6 protein-coding genes are annotated in these 23,859 nt (G+C 62.5%); 2 read left to right on the top strand and 4 right to left on the bottom strand.

The window, feature by feature from the left end; all coding sequences use genetic code 11:
* Positions 1 to 151: 151 nt before the first annotated feature.
* Both V1599_RS05275 and V1599_RS05270 read right to left on the bottom strand, forming a co-directional pair.
* Positions 152 to 18,205 carry an Ig-like domain-containing protein gene (locus V1599_RS05275; protein WP_395301130.1) on the bottom strand — a complete coding sequence of 6,018 codons (18,054 nt, stop codon included), beginning with the start codon at positions 18,203 to 18,205 and terminating at the stop codon, positions 152 to 154.
* A 123-nt stretch (positions 18,206 to 18,328) separates the two neighbouring features.
* The gene (locus V1599_RS05270; RefSeq protein WP_258458743.1) at positions 18,329 to 19,609 is read right to left on the bottom strand and encodes a TolC family outer membrane protein; all 1,281 of its coding nucleotides are present in this window, start codon (positions 19,607 to 19,609) and stop codon (positions 18,329 to 18,331) included.
* Between the two features lie 838 nt (positions 19,610 to 20,447).
* Here V1599_RS05270 and V1599_RS05265 point away from each other — a divergent pair.
* Positions 20,448 to 21,785 carry a hemolysin family protein gene (locus V1599_RS05265; protein ID WP_112012033.1) on the top strand — a complete coding sequence of 446 codons (1,338 nt, stop codon included), beginning with the start codon at positions 20,448 to 20,450 and terminating at the stop codon, positions 21,783 to 21,785.
* Between the two features lie 74 nt (positions 21,786 to 21,859).
* On the opposite strand, the gene V1599_RS05260 is transcribed toward V1599_RS05265, so the two are convergent.
* Positions 21,860 to 22,066 (bottom strand): DUF1107 domain-containing protein, encoded by a 207-nt coding sequence (locus V1599_RS05260; protein ID WP_003856054.1) that lies wholly within the window; start codon positions 22,064 to 22,066, stop codon positions 21,860 to 21,862.
* Positions 22,067 to 22,389: 323 nt separating this feature from the next.
* On the opposite strand from V1599_RS05260, the gene V1599_RS05255 reads away from it, so the two are divergent.
* Entirely contained in the window at positions 22,390 to 22,947 is a 558-nt protein-coding gene (locus V1599_RS05255; protein WP_112012032.1) for a YtfJ family protein, read from the top strand.
* Here the strand turns inward: V1599_RS05255 and cysQ are convergent.
* Positions 22,941 to 23,681: a 3'(2'),5'-bisphosphate nucleotidase CysQ gene (gene cysQ / locus V1599_RS05250; RefSeq protein WP_395301129.1), complete on the bottom strand. Its 741-nt coding sequence runs from the start codon at positions 23,679 to 23,681 to the stop codon at positions 22,941 to 22,943. The genes V1599_RS05255 and cysQ overlap by 7 nt on opposite strands.
* Positions 23,682 to 23,859 lie beyond the last annotated feature (178 nt).

Genomic DNA, 23,859 nt, shown 5'->3' with positions numbered 1-23,859 from the left:
TTCACGCACTGAAATGATATCCTTTTCGAATGGTTAGAAACTGAACAGTTCCTTAACGCAACCGAAAATTTACCATATTGTTTATAGGGTTACTGTAAGTGTTGTAAAGAACGGCAAAGTGCCGCGGAGGTTGCCCTCCGCGGCCTGTGGACTAGACCACCAGCAGCTGATGGTTAGCCAGCAGCGTTGCCAGATCCGTTTGCACCCCGTTCAGCGTGACCACGGTGGTTGGGTCAAAGCTGCTGCCCGTTCCGTCGCGGTCAATCTGAATCTCGGTGTTACTGCCGTTTTGCACCACGCGGATATAGTCGCTGAGATTGCCCGCGCCGCTGTCCAGCGTAGCCACCCCGTTGACGTAGCTGGCCGACCCGTTACCGGTATAGCCGCTGCCCGTCAGCAGATCGCGCAGGTCAATGCGGTCGGTATCCGCGGTCCCTTCCCAGGTGCCGACGGTAAAGCCATTGACCACGTCGCTGCCGTTGCCGCCGGTGGCGTCGGAAGCATCGATCAGCTTGTAGAGCAGCGTGTCGTGGCCGCCGCTGCCGATGTTGAAGATGTCGTTGCCGCCGCGCCCCTCGAACTGGTTATCCCCGCTGTTGCCGGTAATTACGTCGTCGTGGTTTGAGCCTGCCACCCCTTCAATATTCACCAGCGTCGCGGTGTTGAAGCCGGTGTTTTGCGCCGTCGTCAGCCCCAGGTTCACCGTCACGCCCGTTCCGGCGTTAATGTAATCCACTACGTCCATACCGCCGGTGCTGCTCCAGGTGTCGTGCTCCGAGGTCGTCGTCCAGCCGCCGGAGCCGCTGTAGGTATAGGTGCCTGCTTCCGCGACGAAGGTGTCGTTATAGCCGGTCCCGACGATCGTCCCGCTGTGGCCGCCGGTGGCGGCTTCGGCGGTCAGCACGTAGCCTTCCTTACCGTTGCCCGCTTCCAGCCCGTCCCAGGTGACGTTGCTCGCGACGCCGTTGGTCGCGCGCACCAGCACCGCGTGGTAGGTCTCGTTGGCGTCCAGGCCGTAGAAGCTGATCAGCGACGAGGAGTCGTTGATGCCCATCCCCGACTGCGCGTTAAGGATCTGGCTGGCCACCAGCTTGCCCGCGGAGTTGTACAGCTGAACGGTGTTGCCAAAGAAGGCGTTGATCCCTTCGTTGTCGACAATCTTCAGGTGCATCGCCGTACCCGGCTTAACTGTGTTGGTGTTGCGCTCCAGGATCACGCTGCCGTTCTGGCGGAAGATCAGCAGATCCTGCGCGCCGTCCCAGTCGTAGTCGAGCCGCGCCGCGCCGGACACCTGCGTGGAGGTGGCGGTGCTGAACTTCGAGGCCGTGAAGGTCGCCGAGCCCGCGATGCCATCGTTGGTGTAGAGCCAGGACTGACCGCCGTTGGCCAGCTTGATGATGTCCATGTTGCCGTCCATGTTCCAGTCCACCGCCACGCTGACGTTGCCGACGAACTTGTCCGTGGTCGCCGTACCCACCGCGGTGCCCGCCAGCAGGTTGCCGGTGCCGTCGTTCAGCATCAGCACGCCGCCAGTGTTGGTGCCGCTGGAGGTGCGGTACATGCTCATGTACAGATCCATGTAGCCATCGCCGTTGAAGTCGCCCCAGGTCATGCTGACGGCGTTGCTCGCCGCGCCGGAGCCGGTGGCGCTGTACATGGTGTTGATGAAGTTCTGCCCCCAGGTAAACGAGCCGTCCCCCTGGTTGAACATCGTCGACAGCGCGAAGTTGTTGCCGCCGTTGGTGGTGTGCTGGGCAATATCCACCTTACCGTCGTTGTTTAAGTCGACGCCGGAGACTTCAATCAGGCTGTTGTAGTTCCCCACCTTCGAGCCGGACACAAAGGTGCCGTAGGTTCCGGCCTTCGAGCTGCCGACCAGCGTGCCGTTGTTGTTCAGCATAAAGGTGCTGGAGTCCGGGCCGCCCGCATCGCCCACCACAAAGTCCGTGTAGCCGTCACCCTGAATATCAATCGCCACCACCGCGCCGTACCAGACCAGCGCGCCAAAGCCGCTGAGCGCCGTCGAGGTATAGGTGCCGTCGCCGTTGTTAATCAGCTGCTGCATATAGTTGTAGTTGGTGCTTTCGGCCAGGATATCGTTCAGGCCGTCGCGGTTGATATCCGCGTACGTGCCGGAGGTATAGTTCCCCGTCATCGTAAAGTTGCTGCCCACCGTCCACGAGCTGCGGCTGTCGGCATTTGCCGAAGCAATCTGCTGGTTCGCCGTCACCGTCCACAGGCCGTCCGAATCCAGCATATAGCCCGCGGCGTTCGCCGTGGTCGCGCTGGTCGTTGTAAAGCCCACCGTGACCGACTCCTCGTTACCAATCACGATGCTGCCCGTGGTGGTGCCGGTCGTATTGCCGTTGCCCGCGCTGCTCTTCACCTGCGCCGTTACGTCATAGCTCTTCACGGTCAGCGCGTCGCCGTCCGGGATTTGCAGATACCAGGTGTTGTGGTCCGGGTCGACCACCACCGCGCCGCCCGCTTCGGAGGTGTAGGTTTTACCGTTAACGGTAACGACCAGATATTCCCCGTTGGTCAGCGCTGCCGACACGGTGCCGTTCAGAATTGGCGTCGTGTCAGGCGTCGTCAGGGCGGCAATGGTCGCCGTGGTGGTTGGGATGCTGGTATCGACCTTCAGAACAAAATCGTCCGAGTCGGTGTAGTTCCCCGCCACGTCGGTGATCCGCAGCACGTAGGTGTGGTTACCGTCGTGCAGGCCGCTGTCCTGGAAGTACCAGCTGGTCGCGCCGTTCATGGTGACCTGGCCCAGCAGGACGCCGTCGCGATAAAGCTGCGCAATCTCACCGGTCGCCAGCCCCTGGTTCAGGGTGCCGCTGATGAGCGGCGTGGTGTCGTCCGTCGAGACGTTTTCACCAAAGACCCCGGTACGCTCGCCGTCGTTATCGGTATAGCTGACGATCGTGCCCTTCGTCACCGGCGGGGTGGTGTCTACCGTCACCACCTGCTGCGCGGTGGAGCCGACGTTGCCCGCCTGGTCGATGATGCGTACCTGATAGGTGTAATCATTGTCGGTCAGCGTGCGGGTATCGGTGTAGGTCCACTGGGTATGGTTCACCGTGACGTCAATCCACGTCGCGCCGCCGTCCAGGCTGATCTGCACCCGTTCGTCGCCCGCCAGCTCGTTACCGAGCGTGCCGCGCACGGTCAGCGAGGTATCGTTAGTAATGAAGTCGCTGCCGGACTGCCCGGTATCGTCGCTAATGGCGTCAATGGTGATGCCGTACTGCGGCGCCCTGGTGTCCACGGTGACCGTCTGCGAGGTGGTTGCCCCGACGTTGCCCGCCTGATCCACCACGCGTACCTGATAGTCGTGCTCCCCGTCGGCAAGCGTGCGCGTGTCGGTGTAGCTCCAGCTCGTGCCGTTCACCTTCGCATAAACCCAGGTCGCGCCGCCGTCGAGGCTAACCTGTACGTACTCGTTGTTGCCCAGCGCCGCGCCGAGCGTGCCGTTCAGCGTGTACGAGGTTTGGCTGGTCAGGAAGTCGTTGTCGTCAAAACCGGTATCAACGGTGATGTTATCCACGGTCACGGTGATCGCCGCGTCCGGCGCAACGGTATCCACCGTCACCTGCTGGTGCGCAGATTCGCCCACGTTGCCGGCCGCATCAATCACGCGCACCCAGTAGTCGTAGGTCTGGTTACCCAGCGTACGACCATCGACGTAGTACCAGGTCTTGCCGACCACGATGACGTTCTGCCAGGTGCTGCCGCCGTCAAGGCTGATCTGCACGCCTTCGCCGTCGGCCAGCGTCGCGCCGAGGGAGCCGTGCAGCGTCAGCGAGGTGTCGTTGGTCACGAAGTCGCTGTTGCTCAGGCCCGTATCGTCGCTGATGCTGTCGATAGAGACGGTTTTGCTGGCGTCCGGCGCAACGGTATCGATGGTCACCACCTGATTAGCGGTGGCGCTGACGTTGCCCGCGTCGTCGATCACGCGCAGCTGGTAGTTGTAGTCGCCGTCGGCCAGCGTGCGGCCATCGACGTAGGTCCAGGTCAGCCCGCTGACGTTGACGTCAATCCAGGTCGTCCCGCCGTCAATGCTGATCTGCGCGTGATCGCCGCGCCCCAGCGCCGCGCCGAGCGTGCCGTTCAGCGTGATCTGGTTATCGCTGGTGATGAAGTCGCTGCCGGACAGCCCGGTATCCTGCGTGACGGCATCCACGGTGATGGTGGTTGCCGCAGGCGCGGTCAGATCGAGCACCACGTCCTGGCTGTCGGTCGCGCCAACGTTGCCCGCGTTATCAATCACGCGGACCTGATACTGGTACGTACCGTCGGTTAAGGTGCGGCCGTCGGCGTAACGCCAGGTGGTGCCAGTCACCGTCAGGTCAATCCAGGTCGCGCCGCCGTCGAGGCTGATCTGCGCCTTCTCGTTGTTGCCGAGCTGCGCCGTCAGCGAGCCGTTAATCACCACGTTTTTGTCGCCGGTGATGAAATCGCTCGCGCTCAGGCCGGTGTCGTTTTGCAGCGAGTCGATGCTGATGCCCATCGACGGCGGGGTCAAATCGACCGTGACCGTATGGTCCGCGCTCGCGCCGTTGCCGATCGCGTTGCTGACCTGGGCGTTAATCACGTAAGCGCCGCCGTCCGCGAGCGCCGTCACGTCCGCGCTGCCAACGGTATAGCTCCAGCTGCCGTCGCTCTGTACGGTCGTGGTGTAGGTTTTGCCGTTCAGCGTAATGGTCACCGTCTGGCCCGCTGGCGCGCTGGTCGTACCGCTGACGACCAGCGGCGTGCCGTGCTCCGCGGCATTCACGATGTCGTCCTGCGCAAAGGTATTGATAGCAATCGTCGGCACGTCGCCGCTCAGCGTGACGTCGTGCGTCGCGCTGCCCGGGTTGCCTGCCTTATCGGCCACCGATGCGGTAATCGTGTATTTACCGTCGGTCAGCCCCACCAGATCGTGCCCTTCCACGAAGACCGACCACGTGCCGTCCGCGCCAACGGTGGCCTGGTAGCTGTGGCCGTTAAAGGTCACGATCACCGTTTGCCCCTGCTCGGCGGTGGTGGTCCCGCTGACGGTTTGTCCCGCCTGCTGTTCCGCGTTGTTGACGATATTGTCGTCCGCCACCGTATTGATGGTGACGGTTGGCGCGACGGTATCTACCGTCAGGGTGTGCGAGGCGCTGCCGCCGTTGCCCGCCCTGTCGTTAACCGAGGCGGTTACGGTGAGCGCGCCCTGGCTCAGGGAGGCGAGATCGGCCGCCGGAACGTCCAGCGTCCAGGTGCCGTCGGCCTTCACCAGCGCGGTGTAGGTTTTGCCGCCGAGGGTGACGGTGACCGTCTGCCCGGCCTCCGCGCTGCTCGAACCGTGCACGGTCAGCGGCTGCTGTGCTTCCGCCGCGTTGAGCATATCGTCGCCGGAGATCGCCGCGATGCTGACCACCGGCGGGGTGGCGTCCACGCTGACGCCGTGCGTCGCCGACGCGCTGTTGCCCGCGCTGTCCTGCGCCGACGCGGTGACCTGATAGCTTGAGCCGTCCGCCAGGGCACCCACGTCCGCTGCCGGAACCGTCGTGCTCCAGGAACCGTCGCTCTGCACCGTCGCCGTGTAGGACTTGCCGTTCAGCATCACCGTCACCTTCGTGCCGCTGGCGAACTGGGCGCTGGAACCGCTGATGACCAGCGAGCTGCCCGCTTCGGCGGCGTTAATCACGTCGTCGCCGCTAATGGTGTTAACGGTCAGCGCAACCGCGGCGGTATTGACCATCACGTCGTGGGTCTGGGTGCTGCTGTTGCCCGCGCCGTCGGTGATGGTCGCGCTGATGGTCACTTTACCGTCCGCCAGGGCCGAGATGACGCTGGCCGGAACGCCCACGCTCCAGCTGCCGCTGGCGTCAACGGTGGTGGTGTACTGCTTGCCGCCAATCGTAACGACCAGCTTATCGCCCGCGGATGCGCCGGTGGCGGTGCCGCTCACGATCTGCGCCTGCCCGTGCTCCACGCCGTTGATGACGTCGTCACCCGCCACGGCGTTGAAGCTGATGGTTGGCGGCGTGGTGTCAAGGGTGATGGCCTTACTGGCGCTGCCCGGGTTGCCCGCCGCGTCGCTGACGCTCACCTGCACGGTGTAGCCGCTGTCGGCCAGCGCCGCCAGGTCGTCCGCCGGAACGTCAACGCGCCACGCGCCGCCCTGCCCGACCTGCGCGGTGTACGATTTGCCGCCCAGGGTCACGGTGACCGTCTGGCCCACTTCCGCGGTGGTGGTACCGGCGATCGCTACGCCCGCCGCCGCTTCGTCGCGGTTGATGGTGTTGTCCGCCGCAATGACGTCAATCGTCACCGTTGGCGCCGTCGCGTCCACGCTGTACTCGCGGCCTGCGGACGCACCGTTGCCGTTGACGTTGGTCACGCTCACCTGCACGCTGGCGTCGCCGTCCTTCAGCCCCGCCAGATCCGCCGACGGCACGGTGGCCGTCCACTTGCCGTCCGCGTCGACCTTCGCGGTGTAAGTCTTGCCGCCGAAGGTAATGGTAACGGTCTGATCCTCTTCCACGTTGGTGGTGAGACCGGACAGCACCAGATCCGCGCCTTTTTCCGCCGCGTTGATCACGTCGTCGGTGGCGATGGCGTTAATGCTGATGGCGACCGCCGCCAGATCCACCGTCACGTCGTGGCTGATGGTGACCGGGTTGCCCGCGGTGCTCTGGCCCGCCACGGTAATCGTCAGGTTACCCGCCGCCAGCGCGCCCACGTCCGCAGACGGAACCGCCGCGCTCCAGGTGCCGTTCGCCAGCACGGTCGCCGCATAGGTTTTGCCGTTGACGGTCACGGTCAGGGCGGTGCCCGCCGTCAGGCCGTCGCTGCTGCCGGTAACGATCAGGTTCTGCCCGTGCTCGATGCTGTTGATCACGTCGTCGCCCGCAACCACGTCCACGCGCAGGCCCGGCAGGTTGGCGTCGATGGTGATGTCGCGCTCGCCGCTGCCGGTGTTGCCGTGGCCGTTAGTCACGCTCGCGGTCACGGTCAGATCGCCGTTGCCGAGCGCCTTCAGCACGTCAGCCGGAACGTTCACCGTCCAGGTCAGATCGCTCTGCACAACGGCGGTGTAGGTGTTGCCGCCGATCTTCACGGTCACGGTGTTGCCCGCTTCCGCGTGGGCGACCTTGCCGCTGATGCTTTGATCCACCGCCACCTCGGCGGCGTTGATGATGTTATCCGTGGCGATGGCATTGATCGTCACGGTCGGCAGGGCGGTATCCACCTGCAGGTTCGCGGTGCTGCTGATGCCGTTGCCCACGCCGTTGGTCGCCGCCGCGCTCAGGGTGTAGTTCGCCTCGCCCAGCGCCGCCAGATCCGCCGCCGGCACCGTCAGGCTCCAGCTGCCGTCCGCCGCCGTGGTGGCGGTGTAGTGCTTGCCGTTCAGGGTCACGGTGACGGTGGTGCCCGCGCTCAGGTTGGCGCTGGTGCCGCTCACGCTCAGATCCTGACCTTTTTCCACCGCGTTCAGCACGTTATCGCCGGAAATCGCGTCGAAGTTCAGCGACGGCAGGCCGGTCTCCACGGTCACGTCGTGCGTGCCGCTGCCGGTGTTGCCCGCCGCGTCGGTCACGCTGACGCTGACCGTCACCTTGCCGTCAGAAAGCGCGGAAATCACGCTCGCCGGCACGCCGACGCTCCAGTTACCCGCCGCGTCCAGCACGGTGGTGTAGTCCTTGCCGCCAATGCTCACGGTGACCTTATCACCCGCCGCCGCGCCGGTCGCCGAGCCGCTGATAATCTGCGCCTGGCCGTGCTCGGTGGCGTTGATCACGTCGTCTTCCGCGATGGTGTTGATGGTCACCACCGGAACGGTCACGTCCACCGTGACGTTATGGTTAGCCGAGGCCGGGTTGCCCGCCTTGTCAGAAACGGAGGCGGTGATCGTCGCCGTGCCGTCCGCCAGCGCGCCGACGTCCGCCGCCGGAACGTCCAGCGTCCAGGCCCCGTCCGCGCCCACCTTCGCGGTGTAGGTTTTGCCGTTCAGGGTCACGGTCACCGTCTGGCCCGCTTCGGCCGTGCTGGTGCCGCTGATGGTCAGATCCGCTTTCGCTTCCGCCGCGTTGAGCACGTCGTCTCCGGCAACGGTGTGGATTGTCACAACGGGTGCGGTCGCATCCACGCTGTACTCGCGTCCTGCGGAGGCGCCGTTGCCGTTCACGTTGGTCACGCTCACCTGCACGCTGGCGTCGCCGTCCTTCAGCCCCGCCAGATCCGCCGACGGCACGGTGACCGTCCACCTGTCGTTCGCGTCGACCTTCGCGGTATAAATCTTACCGCCCATGCTCACGGTCACGGTCTGGCCCGCCTCGACGTTAAGCGTCGTGCCGGACAGCACCAGATCCGCGCCTTTTTCCGCGGCGTTGATCACGTCGTCGGTGGCGATGGCGTCGATGCTGATGGCAACCGTCGCCAGATCCACCGTCACGTCGTGGGTGATGGTAATCGGGTTACCCGCCGCACTGTCGCCGGAGACGGTGATTTTTACCGTGCCTTCAGCCCACGCGCCCACGTCCGCAGACGGAACCGCCGCACGCCAGGTGCCGTCCGCGAGGACGGTCGCCGGATAGGTTTTGCCGTTGACGGTCACGGTCAGGGCGGTGCCCGCCGTCAGGCCGTCGCTGCTGCCGGTGATAATCAGGTTCTGCCCGTGCTCGATGCTATTAATTACGTCATCGCCCGCTACGGTGTCCACGCGCAGGCCCGGCAGGTTGGCGTCGATGGTGATGTCGCGCTCGCCGCTGCCGGTGTTGCCGTGGCCGTTGGTGACCGTCGCAACGATCGACAGGCTGCCGTTGCCCAGCGCCTTAAGATCGTCCGCGGAGACGTCAACCTTCCAGGTCAGATCGCTCTGCACGGTGGTGGTGTAGGTATTGCCGCCGATCTTCACGGTCACGGTGTTGCCCGCTTCCGCGTGGGCAACCCTGCCGCTGACGGTCTGATCCACCGCCACCTCGGCGGCGTTGATCACGTTGTCGCCCGCCACGGTGCTGATGGTCACGGTCGGCAGGGCGGTATCCACCTGCAGGTTCGCGGTATTGCTGATGCCGTTGCCGACGCCGTTGGTCGCCGCCGCGCTCAGGGTGTAGTTCGCCTCGCCCAGCGCCGCCAGATCCGCCGCCGGCACCGTCAGGCTCCAGCTGCCGTCCGCCGCCGTGGTGGCGGTGTACTGCTTGCCGTTCAGGGTCACGGTGACCGTGGTGCCCGCGCTCAGGTTGGCGCTGGTGCCGCTCACGCTCAGATCCTGACCTTTTTCCACCGCGTTCAGCACGTTATCGCCGGAAATCGCGTCGAAGTTCAGCGACGGCAGGCCGGTCTCCACGGTCACGTCGTGCGTGCCGCTGCCGGTGTTGCCCGCCGCGTCGGTCACGCTGACGCTGACCGTCACCTTGCCGTCAGAAAGCGCGGAAATCACGCTCGCCGGCACGCCGACGCTCCAGTTACCCGCCGCGTCCAGCACGGTGGTGTAGTCCTTGCCGCCAATGCTCACGGTGACCTTATCACCCGCCGCCGCGCCGGTCGCCGAGCCGCTGATAATCTGCGCCTGGCCGTGCTCGGTGGCGTTGATCACGTCGTCTTCCGCGATGGTGTTGATGGTCACCACCGGAACGGTCACGTCCACCGTGACGTTATGGTTAGCCGAGGCCGGGTTGCCCGCCTTGTCAGAAACGGAGGCGGTGATCGTCGCCGTGCCGTCCGCCAGCGCGCCGACGTCCGCCGCCGGAACGTCCAGCGTCCAGGCCCCGTCCGCGCCCACCTTCGCGGTGTAGGTTTTGCCGTTCAGGGTCACGGTCACCGTCTGGCCCGCTTCGGCCGTGCTGGTGCCGCTGATGGTCAGCGCGGCTTTCGCTTCCGCCGCGTTGAGCACGTCGTCCCCGGCGATCGTGCCGATGGTGACGGACGGCGCGGTTGCGTCCACGCTGTACTCGCGGCCCGCGGAGGCGCCGTTGCCGTTCACGTTACTCACGCTTACCTGCACGCTGGCGTCGCCGTCCTTCAGGCCGGTCAGATCCGCCGACGGCACGGTGGTGCTCCACTTGCCGTCCGCATCCACCTTCGCGGTGTAGGTTTTCCCGCCAAAGACGATGGTGACGGTCTGATTCTCTTCCACCTGCGCGGTGGTGCCGGACAGCACCAGATCCGCGCCTTTTTCCGCGGCGTTGATCACGTCGTCAGAGGTGATGGCGTCGATGCTGATGGCGACCGCCGCCAGATCCACCGTCACGTCGTGGCTGATGGTGACCGGGTTGCCCGCGGTGCTCTGGCCCGCCACGGTAATCGTCACGCTGCCCGCCGCCAGCGCGCCCACGTCCGCAGACGGAACCGCCGCACTCCAGGTGCCGTCCGCCAGCACGGTCGCCGGGTAGGTTTTGCCGTTGACGGTGACGGTCAGCGCCGTGCCCGCCGTCAGGCCGTCGCTGCTGCCGGTAATGATCAGGTTTTGCCCGTGCTCGATGCTGTTGATCACGTCGTCGCCCGCCACCACGTCCACGCGCAGGCCCGGCAGGTTGGCGTCAATGGTAATGTCACGATCCGCCGAGCCGGTGTTGTTCACGCCGTTGGTGACGCTCGCGGTGACGGTCAGATCGCCGTTGCCCAGCGCCTTGAGGTCGTCCGCGGAGACGTCCACCTTCCAGGTCAGATCGCTCTGCACGGTGGTGGTATAGGTTTTGCCGCCCACGGTCACCGTTACGGTGTTGCCCGCTTCGGCGTTGATGACCTTGCCGCTGATGGTCTGGCCCGCGCCGACTTCGCCCGCGTTGATCACGTCATCCGTGGCGATGGCGTTGATGGTCACGCCAGGCAGCACGGACTCCACGGTCACGGTATGCGACGCGCTGCCGCTGTTGCCCACCGCGTCGGTCGCCGTGGCGGTAATCGCGTAGAGCGCTTCGCCCAGGCCGGAAACCTGGTCGGCCGGTACGGTGGTGGTCCACTTGCCGCTGCCGTCCACCGTCGCGCTGTAGGCTTTGCCGTTCAGCATCACCGTGACGACGGCGCCCGACGCAAGGCCGGTCGCCGTGCCGCTAATGACCAGATCCTGCGTCTTCTCAACGCTGTTGATCACGTCGTCACCGGAGACGGCGTCGATGGTCAGCACCGGGGCGGTCAGGTTCACGTTGATGTCGTGCGTTTCGCTGTCGCTGTTCCCCGCCCTGTCGGTGACGGAGGCGGTGATGGTGTAATCCCCGGCGACCAGCGCGCCAACGTCGGCAGCCGGTACCCCGATGGTCCACTTGCCCGCCGCGTCCAGCGTCGCGGTATAGGATTTATTGTTGAGGGTCACGGTCACCACGTCGCCCGCCTGTGCGCCGGTGGCGCTGCCGCTAACGGTCAGCGCCTGGCCGTGCTCAACGCTGTTGATCACGTCATCGTCGGAGACGCGGTTGATGGTGAGCTGCGGCACGGTAGTGTCCACCAGCACGTCGCGCGCGGTGGAGGCCGGGTTGCCCGCCTTGTCCGCCACCGATGCCCCGATGGTGTAGCTGCCGTCCGCCAGCGCGCCGACGTCCGCCGCCGGGACGTCCAGCGTCCAGCTGCCGTCCGCGCCCACGGTCGTGGTCCAGGATTTGCTGCCAAGGGTGACGGTCACCGTCTGGCCCGCTTCGGCATTGCTGGTGCCGTGAATGGTGAGATCGGACTGCGCTTCCTGCGCGTTGACAATATTGTTATCGCTGACGATATCAATCACCACGGACGGCGCGGTGGCGTCCACGCTGTACTCGCGGCCCGCCGAGGCGCTGTTGCCGTTCACGTTGCTCACGCTCACCTGCACGCTGGCGTCGCCGTCCTTCAGACCCGCCAGATCCGCCGACGGCACGGTAGTCGTCCACTTGCCTTCCGCGTCCACCTTCGCGGTGTAGGTTTTCCCGCCGAAGGTGATGGTAACGGTCTGGTTTTCTTCCACGTTGGCGGTGAGGCCCGAAAGCACCAGGTCCGCGCCTTTCTCCGCCGCGTTGATTACGTCGTCGGTTGCGATGGCGTTCACGCTGATGGCCACGTCGGCCAGATCGACGGTCACGCCGTGGCCGATAGAGACCGGATTGCCCGCGCTGCTCTGGCCTTCAACGGTAATGACCAGCTTGCCCGCCGCCAGCGCGCCCACGTCCGCAGCCGGAACCGCCGCGACCCAGGTACCGTCCGCCAGCACGGTCGCCGCATAGGTTTTGCCGCTAACGGTGACGGTCAGCGCCGTGCCCGCCGTCAGGCCGTCGCTGCTGCCGGTGATAATCAGGTTCTGCCCGTGCTCGATGCTGTTGATCACGTCGTCGCCCGCCACGGTATCCACGCGCAGGCCCGGCAGGTTAGCGTCGATGGTGATATCGCGATCGCCGCTGCCGGCGTTGCCGTGGCCGTTGGTCACGCTCGCGGTGACGGTCAGGTCGCCGTTGCCCAGCGCCTTGAGGTCGTCCGCGGAGACGTCAACCTTCCAGGTCAGATCGCTCTGCACGGTGGTGGTGTAGGTGTTGCCGCCAAGGGTGACCGTCACGGTGTTGCCCGCTTCGGCGTTTGCTACCTTGCCGCTGATGGTCTGGCCCGCCGCCAGCTCCTGGGCGTTGATCACGTCGTCGGTAGCAATGGCGTTGATGGTGACGACCGGCAGGGCGCTGTCCACCTGCACATGATGCGCGGCGCTGGTGCTGTTGCCCGCCTCGTCGGTCACGGAGGCGCTCACGGTGTAGTTCGCTTCGCCAAGCCCGCCGACGGCGGAGGCCGGAACGGTCACGCTCCAGCTGCCGTCGGCCGCCGTGGTGGCGGTGTAGTTAATGCCGTTCAGGGTTACCGTCACGGTGATGCCCTGCGGCTGGTTGCTGGTGCCGGAAAGCACCAGGTCGGCCCCTTTTTCCAGGGCGTTAATCACGTCATCACCGGCGATGGTGTTGATGGCGAGCGTCGGCGCGGTCAGGGCGACGCCGAGATCGTGCTGTGCGCTGCCGCTGTTGCCCGCCCTGTCCGTCACCGTCGCGGTCAGGGTGTAGTCGGTATTGGCCAGCGCCCCGACGTCCGCGGCCGGAACGCCCACGCTCCAGCTGCCCGCCGCGTCGAGAATGGCGGTGTAGTCTTTACCGTTCAGGTTCACGGTCACCACGTCGCCCGCCTGCGCGCCCGTCACCTTCCCGGAAACGATCAGCGCCTGGCCGTGCTCGGCAAGGTTAATCACGTCGTCTTCCGCGAGGGTATCGAAGGTGATTTTCGGCACGGTGGTGTCCACCAGCACCGAGGCATTGGCGCTGGCCGGGTTGCCCGCCTTGTCGGAAACGGAGGCGGTAATGGCCGCATTGCCGTCGGCGATGCCCGCCATATCCGCCGCCGGAACGTTCAGCGACCAGGTGCCGTCCGCCTGCACCTGCGCGGTGTACTGCTTGCCGTTGAAGGCAACGGTGACGGTTTGTCCCGCCTGCGCGCTGGAGGTGCCGCTCAGGATCAGATCGGCCCCGGCCTCCGCGGCGTTCAGCATGTTGTCGCCGCTGACGGTATCAATGGTAACCGCTGGCGCGGTCGCGTCCACGCTGTACTCGCGGCCCGCGGATGCGCCGTTGCCGTTCACGTTGCTCACGCTCACCTGCACGCTGGCGTCGCCGTCCTTCAGACCCGCCAGATCCGCCGACGGCACGGTAGTCGTCCACTTGCCTTCCGCGTCCACCTTCGCGGTGTAGGTTTTCCCGCCGAAGGTCACGCTTACGGTCTGCCCCGCTTCCACGTTCGCCGTGGTGCCGGACAGCACCAGATTCTGGCCTTTTTCCGCCGCGTTGATCGCGTCGTCGGTGGCGATGGCGTCAATGCTAATCGCGACCGGCGCCAGGTCGACGTCGACGATGGTACCGATGTTCACCGGGTTCTGGGCGCTGTCCTGGGCGCTGGCGGTAATCGTCAGCTTGCCGTCGGCCCACTGGCCCACGTCCGCCGCCGGAATTGCCGCCTGCCAGGTGCCGTCCGCCAGCACGGTGGCCGGGTAGCCTTTGCCGTTCACGTTGACGGTGACGATGCTGCCCGCCGCCAGATCGGTGCTGGAACCGGAGATAATCAGGTTCTGGCCGTGCTCGATGATGTTGATCACGTCATCGCCCGCCACGGTGTCGAAGCGCAGGCCCGGCAGCTGGACGTCAATGGTGATATCCAGCGTGGAGGAACCGGTATTGCCGTGGGCGTTGGTGACGCTCGCCGTCACGGTCAGCTCGCCGTTGCCCAGCGCGGTAAGCTGTGCTTGAGTCAGCGGCAGGCTCCAGGTGAGATCGCTCTGCACCACGGCGGTGTAGGTTTTGCCGCCGAGCGTCACGGTGACCGTATCGCCCGCCGCCGCGTTGCTGACCTTCCCGGTCAGCGCCTGGCCCGCGGCCACTTCCGCCGCGTTGACGATGTTGTCGCCCGCCAGGGTGTTAATGGTCACTACCGGCAGGGAGCTGTCCACCAGCACGTCGTGGCTGGCAGAGGCGGTATTGCCGACGCTGTCCGTGACGCTGGCGGTAACGGTATAGTTCGCTTCGCCCAGCGCGCCCACGGCGGAGGCCGGCACGTTGACGCTCCAGCTGCCGTCAGCCGCCGTGGTGGCGGTGTAGTGGATGCCGTTCAGGGTGAGCGTAACGGTCGTGCCCTGCGGCTGGTTGCTGGTGCCGGAGAGGCGCAGATCGGCCCCTTTTTCGCTGGCGTTAATCACGTCATCCGCGGCCAGCGTGTCGATAGCAATGACTGGCGTAGAGGTGTTCACCACCACGTCCAGCGAGCCGCTGCCGGTGTTGCCCGATTTATCGGTCACGGTGACGCTGACCGGCCAGGTGCCGTCCGCCAGCCCCTGCACGACGGACGCAGGCAGGCCCAGGCTCCAGCGGCCCGCCGCGTCGACCACCGTGGTGTAGTCCACGTTATTGATGGTAATCGTGACGCGATCGCCCGCGTCCGCGCCGGTGACGGAGCCGCTCAGGATCTGCGCCTGCGAATGGGCGATGTGGTTGATGGTGTTGGTGCTGGTGACGAAATCATCGATCGTCACCAGCGGCACGGTGGCGTCCACCAGCCCGATGCGGTCGACGCTGCTGCCGTTGCCCGCCACGTCGCTAACGCTGGCGGTCACCGTTACCTTGCCGTCGGCCAGCGCGCCCACGTCGGCCGCCGGCACGTCCAGCTGCCAGGTTCCGCCGCTTTGCACCGTCGTCGTGTACTGCTTGCCGTTGAGGGTCACGGTGACGGTCTGGCCCACTTCGGCAGTGGTGGTTCCGCTCACCGTGAGCGGCTGCTGCGCTTCGGCGGCGTTAATGATGTTGTCGGACGTCAGGTTGTCGAGGGTGATGGCCGGCGGCTGGGTATCTACCACAACCACGCGCGAGGCGTCGGCGCTGTTGCCGCTAACGTTGGTGACGCTCACGCTAATCTGCGCGCGGCCGTCGCTCAGGCCGTCCATCGCGGCCGCGGGAACGGTCAGGCTCCAGCTTCCGTCCTGCTGGACCTGCGCGGTGAAGGTCTGGTCGGCGAATTTCACCACCACGGTCTGGCCCGCCTCCACGCCCTGCGTTTTGCCGGAGAGCGTCAGGTCGGCCCCCTTCTCGGCGGCGTTGATCATGTCGTCCGCGCTCACCGTGTCCACGGTCACCGCCACGGCGTTAAGATCCAGCGCGATGTGGTGGTCGGCAGAGGCTTCGTTGCCCCACGTGTCTTTGGCGTAAATTTTTACGTCAACATCGCCCGCCGCCCAGTTCTGCAGATCCGCCGCCGGAACGCCGATCTGCCAGCTGCCGCTGGCCGTAATGACCGCCGGGTAGTCAATGCCGTTGATGGTGACGGTGACCTGCGCGCCTGCGGCCAAATGGCTGCTGGTGCCGGTGACGGTTAAATCCTGCTGCTGTTCGATGGCGTTGATCACGTCATCGCCGGAAATGGTGTTTACCCGCAGGCCCGGCTGGTTGGCGTTGATGTTGATATCGCGCTCGCCGGTGCCGGTGTTGCCGTGGGCGTTAGTGACCGAGGCCGTGAAGGTGAGATCGCCGTCGCCGAACTGGGTCAGGTCCGCGGACGGAACGGTGACGCTCCAGGTCAGATCGCTGCCGACCTTCGCGGTGTAGGTTTTGCCGCCCGCGCTGATGGTGACGGTATCGCCCGCCGCCGCGCCGGTGACGCGCCCGCTCAGGACCTGGTCGACGCTCACTTCGCTGCTGTTGACCAGGTTATCGCCCGCGAAGGTGTTAATAATCACCTGCGGAAGCGCGGTATCGACCAGCAGGTTCGCTTCGGCGGAGCCGGTATTGCCGATGCTGTCGGTGCCGCTGACGCTCACGGTGTACAGCGTGTTCGCCAGGTTAATCACGTCCGTGACCGGCACGTTAACCGACCAGACGCCGTTCGTCACGGTTGCCGGATAGCCCACACCGTTCAGGGTGACGGTAATCGCGCTGCCGTCCGGCAGATTGCTGGTGCCGCTTAAGGCCAGCGGCTGCATCGCCTCCTGGGCGTTCAGCACGTTGTCCTGGCTCAGGGCGTCGATGGTGAATTCCGGCGGGTTGCCGCTCAGGGTCACGCCGTGCGTGGCGCTGCCCGTGTTGCCCGCCGCGTCGGTGACGGTCACGGAGAAGGTGTGTCCACCTTCGCCCAGGGCGCTGATGCCGGATGCCGGAACGCCCACGCTCCAGCTGCCGTCTGCCTGCACGACGCCGGTATAGGTTTTACCGCCGAGCGTCAACGTCACCACGTCGCCCGCCGCCGCGCCGCTGGCGTGGCCGGTGATGATCTGCGCACTCCCCTGCTCGGTAGCGTTGAGGATGTCGTCGCCCGCCACGCTGTTAATGGTCACCACCGGCGCGGCGGTGTCCACGCTGAACTCCGCGGAGGTGGACGTGCCGTTCCCCGCCTTGTCGCTGACGTTCACCGTCAGGGTATGATCGCCGTCGGCCAGCGCCTTGACGTCGCTGGCGCTCAGGGTGACGGACCATTTGCCGTCGCTGCCCACGGTGGCGGTATGGTTTTTGCCGTTGAGGGTCACGGTGACGATCTGCCCGGCTTCGGCGTTGGTTTTCCCGGCGATCGTCAGCGGCTGGCCGTGCTCGGCGGCGTTAACAATATTGTCCTGTGCGATGGCGTCGACGGAGATCGTTGGCGCGGCGGTATCGACGGTGAGCGTCTGGCTGCCGGTGACGGTGTTCCCCGCCGCGTCTTTGCCGCTCACGGTGGCGGTCCAGGTGCCGTCGCCCAGCGCGGCCGCGTCGGCGGCCGGTACCTTCACGCTCCACGCGCCGTTTGCGCCCACTTCCGCGGCGTAGGTTTTGCCGTTCAGGGTTACGGTCAGGGCGGTGCCCGCGGCCAGGTTTTTGCTCGCGCCGGACAGGGTAAAGCCCGCCGACTGCTCGCTGGCGTTAATGACGTTATCCCCTGCCGTTGTCGCCAGCGTGACGGTGGCGTCGGCGGTGGAAACGGTCACGGTAATGCTGCCCGCCTGGGTGGTTTTGCTGCCGTCGATCTGCACCACGGACCAGGTGTGCTCGCCGTCGGTCTGGGTCGGCAGTTTTACCGTCCACGCGCCGTTTGAGCCCACCATGGTGCTGGCGATGGTGCTGCCGCTGGCGTCTTTAATCTGGATGGTTGCGCCCGGCTGCCCGGTTCCGCTAAAGGTTGGGGTATTATCGTCGGTGATCTCTTTCGCCGTCAGCACGCCCTGCTTATCACCCGCTTTGTCCGTCACCAGGAAGGTTGGCGTCGCGCTTTCAACTTCCTTCGTGTTGTCGATGACTTCGGTTTTGGTATCGCCGTCGCCGCCGTGCGCGAGAAGCGCGCCAATTGCGCCGCCGCCGAGCGCCGCACCGGCAAGCCAGCCCCACGGCACATCGCCGAGCACGCTCTCCTGTGCGAGGAACGGCTCAATACTGCTGATTGGCGTTGCCTGCGCGGTGAGTTCGGTCATCGCCAGGCCGCTGGCTTCGCCCGTATCCGCGAAGGAGATATGCGTCAGTTCCTGCTGGTCGTTAAACACCAGTTCGGAGTGGTTTTTACCCTCAGGATCGTCAAGAAAATAGTTATTGCATCGAATAACGCTGCCATCTTTCATATAAATCAGCAGGTCCTTACCCTGGCGCATATAGCGCGCCACGTCCTGGGCAGAACCGTGAATTTCAATAACGCTCGGTGAGGCCACGGATACGGAAAGATTTCCCTCTCCCGTCAGTACCGTTTTTTCAGCCGTTTTACGAATGATGACATCAACAATCTTAACGTGACTCATTTTTTAGACTCCTTGCAGGCGTACGCGTCAGGCAGATATTTCCGACCGACGGATATTTTCGTCCCTGGGAAATAATCCCATACGATACGGTTTTATTTTTTTTGCGGATGACTCCGCGCTCACCTAACTCAAACTAGGTAGTTTTGCTTCAGCGTTTTTTTCAATGCCGGTGATTGGCATTAAATTATCGATAGCGGAAGCGTAATTAATTGCTGCGCTCCAGCCGTCATATTCTGCTGAGATTTTCGACAGCGTTGACTGCCAGACGTCCTGCTCAACGCTGAGTAAATCGTTGATACTTCTTTTGCTCAGGGTGTATTCATTTTTATAAACGTCGCGCGTGCGCAGGGCATTATTCAGCTGCTGTATGCCGGCCTGCATGCGTCCGCGCGCCCCCGCCCAGTCGGCCTGGGCGACGGAGGCTTTCTGCAGCACGTCGAAACGGGCCTGATCGACCTGCGAGGCGGCCATCGCGCGTGCGCCCTGGGCCTGCTGGACGCGGGCTGAAACGGCTCCGCCCTGGTAAATTGGCGCGTTCACGTTGAGCTGGATCTGGTCGTCCCAGTAGGCGCGGTTGGTGGATTCGTAGCGCGTCCTGCCGCCCTGAAGGCTGACGGTCGGCCAGTGCTGGGCGCGGGCCTGTGAAACGCCGTGCTGTGCCGCCGTTTCCATGGTTTGCGCGGCAAGCACCGCCGGGATCAGCGAATAATCAATGCTGTCCAGCGCGCCTTCCTCCACCTCCAGCGAGGCGGGCAGCGGGGCAAGCGTTTTGGCGTTGATTCCCGTCAGCACGCTCAGGCGCGCGCGGGCGCTGTTCAGCGCGGCTTTGTACTGCTCAACCGTTGCCCGCATGCCCGCGATGCGCGTTTCTGTCTGCAGCTCGTCGGACGTAGAGCTGAGCCCGGCCTGAGAGCGAAGCGTCGCCAGCCGCTGCACGTTCTGCAGCGCAACAATGTTCTCCTGCGCCGCCTGGGTCAGCGCGGTATAGCGCAGCACTTCGACGTAGCTCAGCGCGGTCTTCTCCGCCACGTCAGACAGCGTGCCCATCAGCTGATAGCGGTAGCTATCGCGCTGGGCGGAAGCCTGGTCGATGGCGCTGTTGGTTTTACCAAAGTCGTACACCAGCTGGGTCAGGCTTAATCCATAGGCCGCAGAGTTTTTCAGCGATCCGCTGGAGTCGGTCGTCTGGCTATGTCCCGTACTGCCCGTCAGGGAGATTTGCGGCATCCAGCCGCTGCGCGCTTCGTCGATGCGCGCCTGCCCGATACCCAGCTGTGCAGCCTGTTGGTTAATAGAGGGGTCGCGATCGAAAGCAAATAAAATGCTCTCCTTCAGCGAGGTTTTCTCTACCGTTGCCGCACCGGGTAATCCATTACTGGAAATGGCCCCTGAGGTTAAGCCCATAAATAAAATACAGGCTGTAGCCATCTGAAATATTAATAACGACCGCAATGGTTACCCTCCTTATTTATCCGGGCCTGATTTCGCGATACCTGAATTTAGGGTGTAGATAGTCGTCCCATTAAAAAAACAGGAATTAGATTAGTTAAACTTAAGATTTGTCTGAAGCATAACAAAACGCTTCAGTGAGAACTATACCCACAATGTTAACGAGGTGTTAACAATAAGACAATTCCTGTGGTTTCTAGACAAATGGAAGAAATAGCGACTTTTTTGCGCGATGTTAAGCGCATTGTTATTTAAGAAAATATTGTAATATGCGGGATGTACATTTTTGCGTTAATTTCATTAGTTATATAACACAAAGATTTTCAAAGAAGTGTCAATTTTACGGCTTCGCACGCCTTTTATTACCCTCATGCCTTACGATGCCGATAAAAATATCGGGAATTGTCCTATTTTCAGCGATGACAGAATATTAATCTACAAAATTCATGCATTATAACGACAAGCTCCATAAGTTAATAAAATATCAGATTATTAACATTTAAAGTCTCTGGCGTTAAGATTAATCTATTGAATGTTAATTTTCGGCAGACCGTCATCGGAATGCGTCGCGCGCACCGCCGTAGCTGGCAGCTTGCATCTTTCAGCAATCGCCACGCCGCAGCTGGGCAAATCGGGCGTGTCGGCTAAAACGTGACCTCTGGCAGATTTACATGTCTTTACGCTATACTACCGCTGAAATAATCGGCTCAACGCTACGAACCGGTGTTCAATGTGTTTTCACACAACTAAGATCAACTTCCCTTCCGAGGATCTGACAGAAGTCAGATAAACTATGTTAAACAGTATTTTAGTAATACTTTGCCTTATTGCCGTCAGCGCATTTTTCTCGATATCGGAGATCTCGCTGGCCGCCTCTCGTAAAATCAAACTCAAGTTGCTTGCCGATGAAGGCAACGTCAATGCCTCCCGCATTCTGAAGATGCAGGAGAACCCCGGCATGTTCTTTACCGTGGTGCAGATTGGCCTGAACGCGGTCGCCATCCTCGGCGGTATCGTCGGCGATGCGGCGTTTTCGCCGGTGTTTCACGGCCTCTTCTCACGCTACTTTTCGCCTGAACTTTCCGAGCAGCTGAGCTTTATCCTCTCCTTCTCGCTGGTGACGGGCCTGTTCATCCTCTTCGCTGACCTGACCCCGAAACGCATCGGTATGATTGCGCCAGAAGCCGTGGCTTTGCGCATCATCAACCCGATGCGCTTCTGCCTGTTCCTGTTCCGCCCGCTGGTGTGGTTCTTCAACGGCCTGGCTAACAGCATTTTCCGCCTGTTTAAAATTCCGATGGTGCGAAAAGACGACATTACCTCTGATGATATTTATGCGGTGTTCGAAGCGGGCGCCCTGGCGGGCGTGCTGCGCAAGCAGGAGCACGAGCTGATTGAGAACGTGTTTGAGCTGGAGTCCCGTACCGTACCGTCGTCCATGACCGGGCGCGAAAACGTGATTTGGTTCGATCTGCACGAAGACGAGCAGAGCCTGAAGCAAAAGGTCGCCGAGCATCCACACTCTAAGTTCCTGGTCTGTAATGAAGATATCGACCACATCATTGGCTACGTGGATTCAAAGGACCTGCTGAACCGCGTGCTGGCGAACCAGAGCCTGGCGCTGAACAGCGGCGTGCAGATCCGCAATACGCTGATTGTGCCGGATACGCTGACGCTTTCGGAAGCGCTGGAAAGCTTTAAAACCGCCGGGGAAGACTTCGCGGTGATCATGAACGAGTACGCGCTGGTGGTGGGCATTATCACCCTGAACGACGTCATGACCACCCTGATGGGCGACCTGGTCGGCCAGGGGCTGGAAGAGCAGATTGTTCAGCGTGACGATAACTCATGGCTGATTGACGGCGGTACGCCGATCGAGGACGTGATGCGCGTGCTGGATATCGACGAGTTCCCGCAGTCCGGCAATTACGAGACCATCGGCGGCTTTATGATGTTTATGCTGCGTAAAATCCCGAAACGCACCGACTCGGTGAAGTTCTCCGGCTATAAGTTCGAAGTGGTGGATATTGATAACTACCGCATTGACCAGCTGCTGGTGACGCGCATCGATAACAAGCCGACCGTGCTGGTGCCACGGATGCCTGACGCGGAAGAGAAAGTGTCGGCGTAAGGTGCCTGCCCCACAAACATCAACGGCTCCCATCGGGGAGCCGTTTTTTTACAACTTACTGCATAGCACGTTGGTTAAGCCATCTCAGTTTGCAGACGCATAACCTGACGGTTGACTTCGGACATCACAGACAGGTGCTGTTTGTCCTTCACTTTTGGGATAAGGATTTTGCCCTTATCGAACTCAAAAGCGCCAACATCCTTGATATACAACCGTCCTCGGAACAGGATCTTCACGTACTTCGCCACCTGAAGCGGGTTGTAGCGTTGGAAAATTTTCATTCTTGTCTCTCCTGCGAATCATACGCTCTTGCGGTGCCACAATCGGCCCGACTGTCCTGAGCGCAAATTTAATGCCCATTGACTATAGACCAGAAAACCATTGATACCCAGTATGCATAAGTTTATTTACCGTTTGATTACAATTAATCAGAATAATCTTTGCAAACCGTGAGCCGGGGCAGTATAAGCCGTCGTTTTTTCATGGATATGTGCGTTCACCCGCAAACTGGCATTGGGATTGCGGGAAAACCACATTGATCGCACTTATGATTAAAAGTGCATGACCAAGTGGTCGGATCACCTGCTAACAATAAGGAAACACCATGACCCTACGTAACATCCTGGCAGCCGCACTCCTGCTTCTGCCCCTGTGGGCTTGCGCGCACACTATTGAGAAAGGACAACGCGTGCCCCCTGTCGGTATTGCAGACCGGGGAGAATTGATTCTCGACAATGATAAGTTTAGCTACAAACCGTGGAATAGCGCGCAGCTCGCGGGGAAAGTGAGAGTTGTACAACATATTGCCGGGCGTACATCTGCAAAAGAGAAAAACGCCACGCTGGTGGAGGCGATCAAGTCCGCGAAATTCCCGCACGATCGCTACCAGACCACCACGATTGTGAATACCGATGACGCCATTCCCGGCTCCGGCATGTTTGTTCGCTCAAGCCTTGAGAGCAATAAAAAGCTCTACCCGTGGTCGCAGTTTATCGTCGACAGCAACGGCGTGACGCGCAAGGCCTGGCAGCTGGAAGAGGAAAGCTCGGCGATTGTGGTGCTTGATAAAGAGGGCCGCGTCCAGTGGGTAAAAGACGGCGCATTGACGCAGGACGAGGTGCAGCAGGTGGTTGCCCTGCTGCACAAGCTGCTGGCTCAGTAAAGAGACACGCGGAAGCCGGGGTTGAGGAATGACTCGCGCGGGGTGTAGTCCAGCGGCTTGCCCTGCCAGTCATGGACGTGCGCACCGGCTGCCGCAGCCACCGCGTGGCCTGCCGCCGTATCCCAAACGTTGGTGGGCCCAAAGCGCGGATAGAGCTGCGCCTGCCCTTCCGCCACCAGGCAGAACTTGAGCGAGGAACCGATCGAGGTTGTCTGGTGCTCACCCAGCTGCTGCAGGTACTCCTCCAGCTCGCTGTCGCTGTGGGAGCGGCTGATCACCACCAGCGGCGGACGCGCGTCGCGCACCTGAATCTGCTTGCGCACGCCGCACTCTTCCTTCCAGGCTTTGCCGTCCGCGGCGCTGTACATGACCTTCATCGCCGGGGCGTAGACCACGCCGAGCACCGCTTTTCCTTTTTCAATCAGCGCGATGTTCACGGTGAACTCGCCGTTGCGCTTGATGAACTCTTTAGTACCGTCCAGCGGGTCGACCAGCCAGTAGCGCTGCCAGTGCTGGCGCTCGTCCCAGCCCTGCGGCGCTTCTTCTGAAAGCACGGGGATGTCCGGCGTGAGCGCCTGCAGGCCCCTCAGGATCACGCCGTGCGCCGCGATATCCGCCGCCGTCACCGGCGAGTCATCCGCCTTGCTGGCCACGTCCATCGGCTTCGCGCCGTCGTACACCTGCATAATGGCATCACCCGCATCCCGTGCGAGCTGACAAATTTTATCTAGCATTCTCCACCTCTTCGTTAACGCAGTGGGTATAACTCGTTGTTTTATTTATATCGTATTGTGAACAATTCCGCTATCTGTGAAGCAATTCCGGTTTACACGCTTCTTTTTCTGGCAGGATTCACACTTCTGTAAGTAACTCAATGTAGATACATATTCTTTTGTGGCCTGGATCGGAAAA

This window comes from Enterobacter sp. ECC-175 (assembly GCF_043968675.1).
In the GTDB taxonomy this organism is placed as follows: domain Bacteria; phylum Pseudomonadota; class Gammaproteobacteria; order Enterobacterales; family Enterobacteriaceae; genus Enterobacter.
The sequence above is the reverse complement of the archived record's forward strand: the minus strand, read 5'-3'. Positions and strand labels throughout refer to the sequence as shown.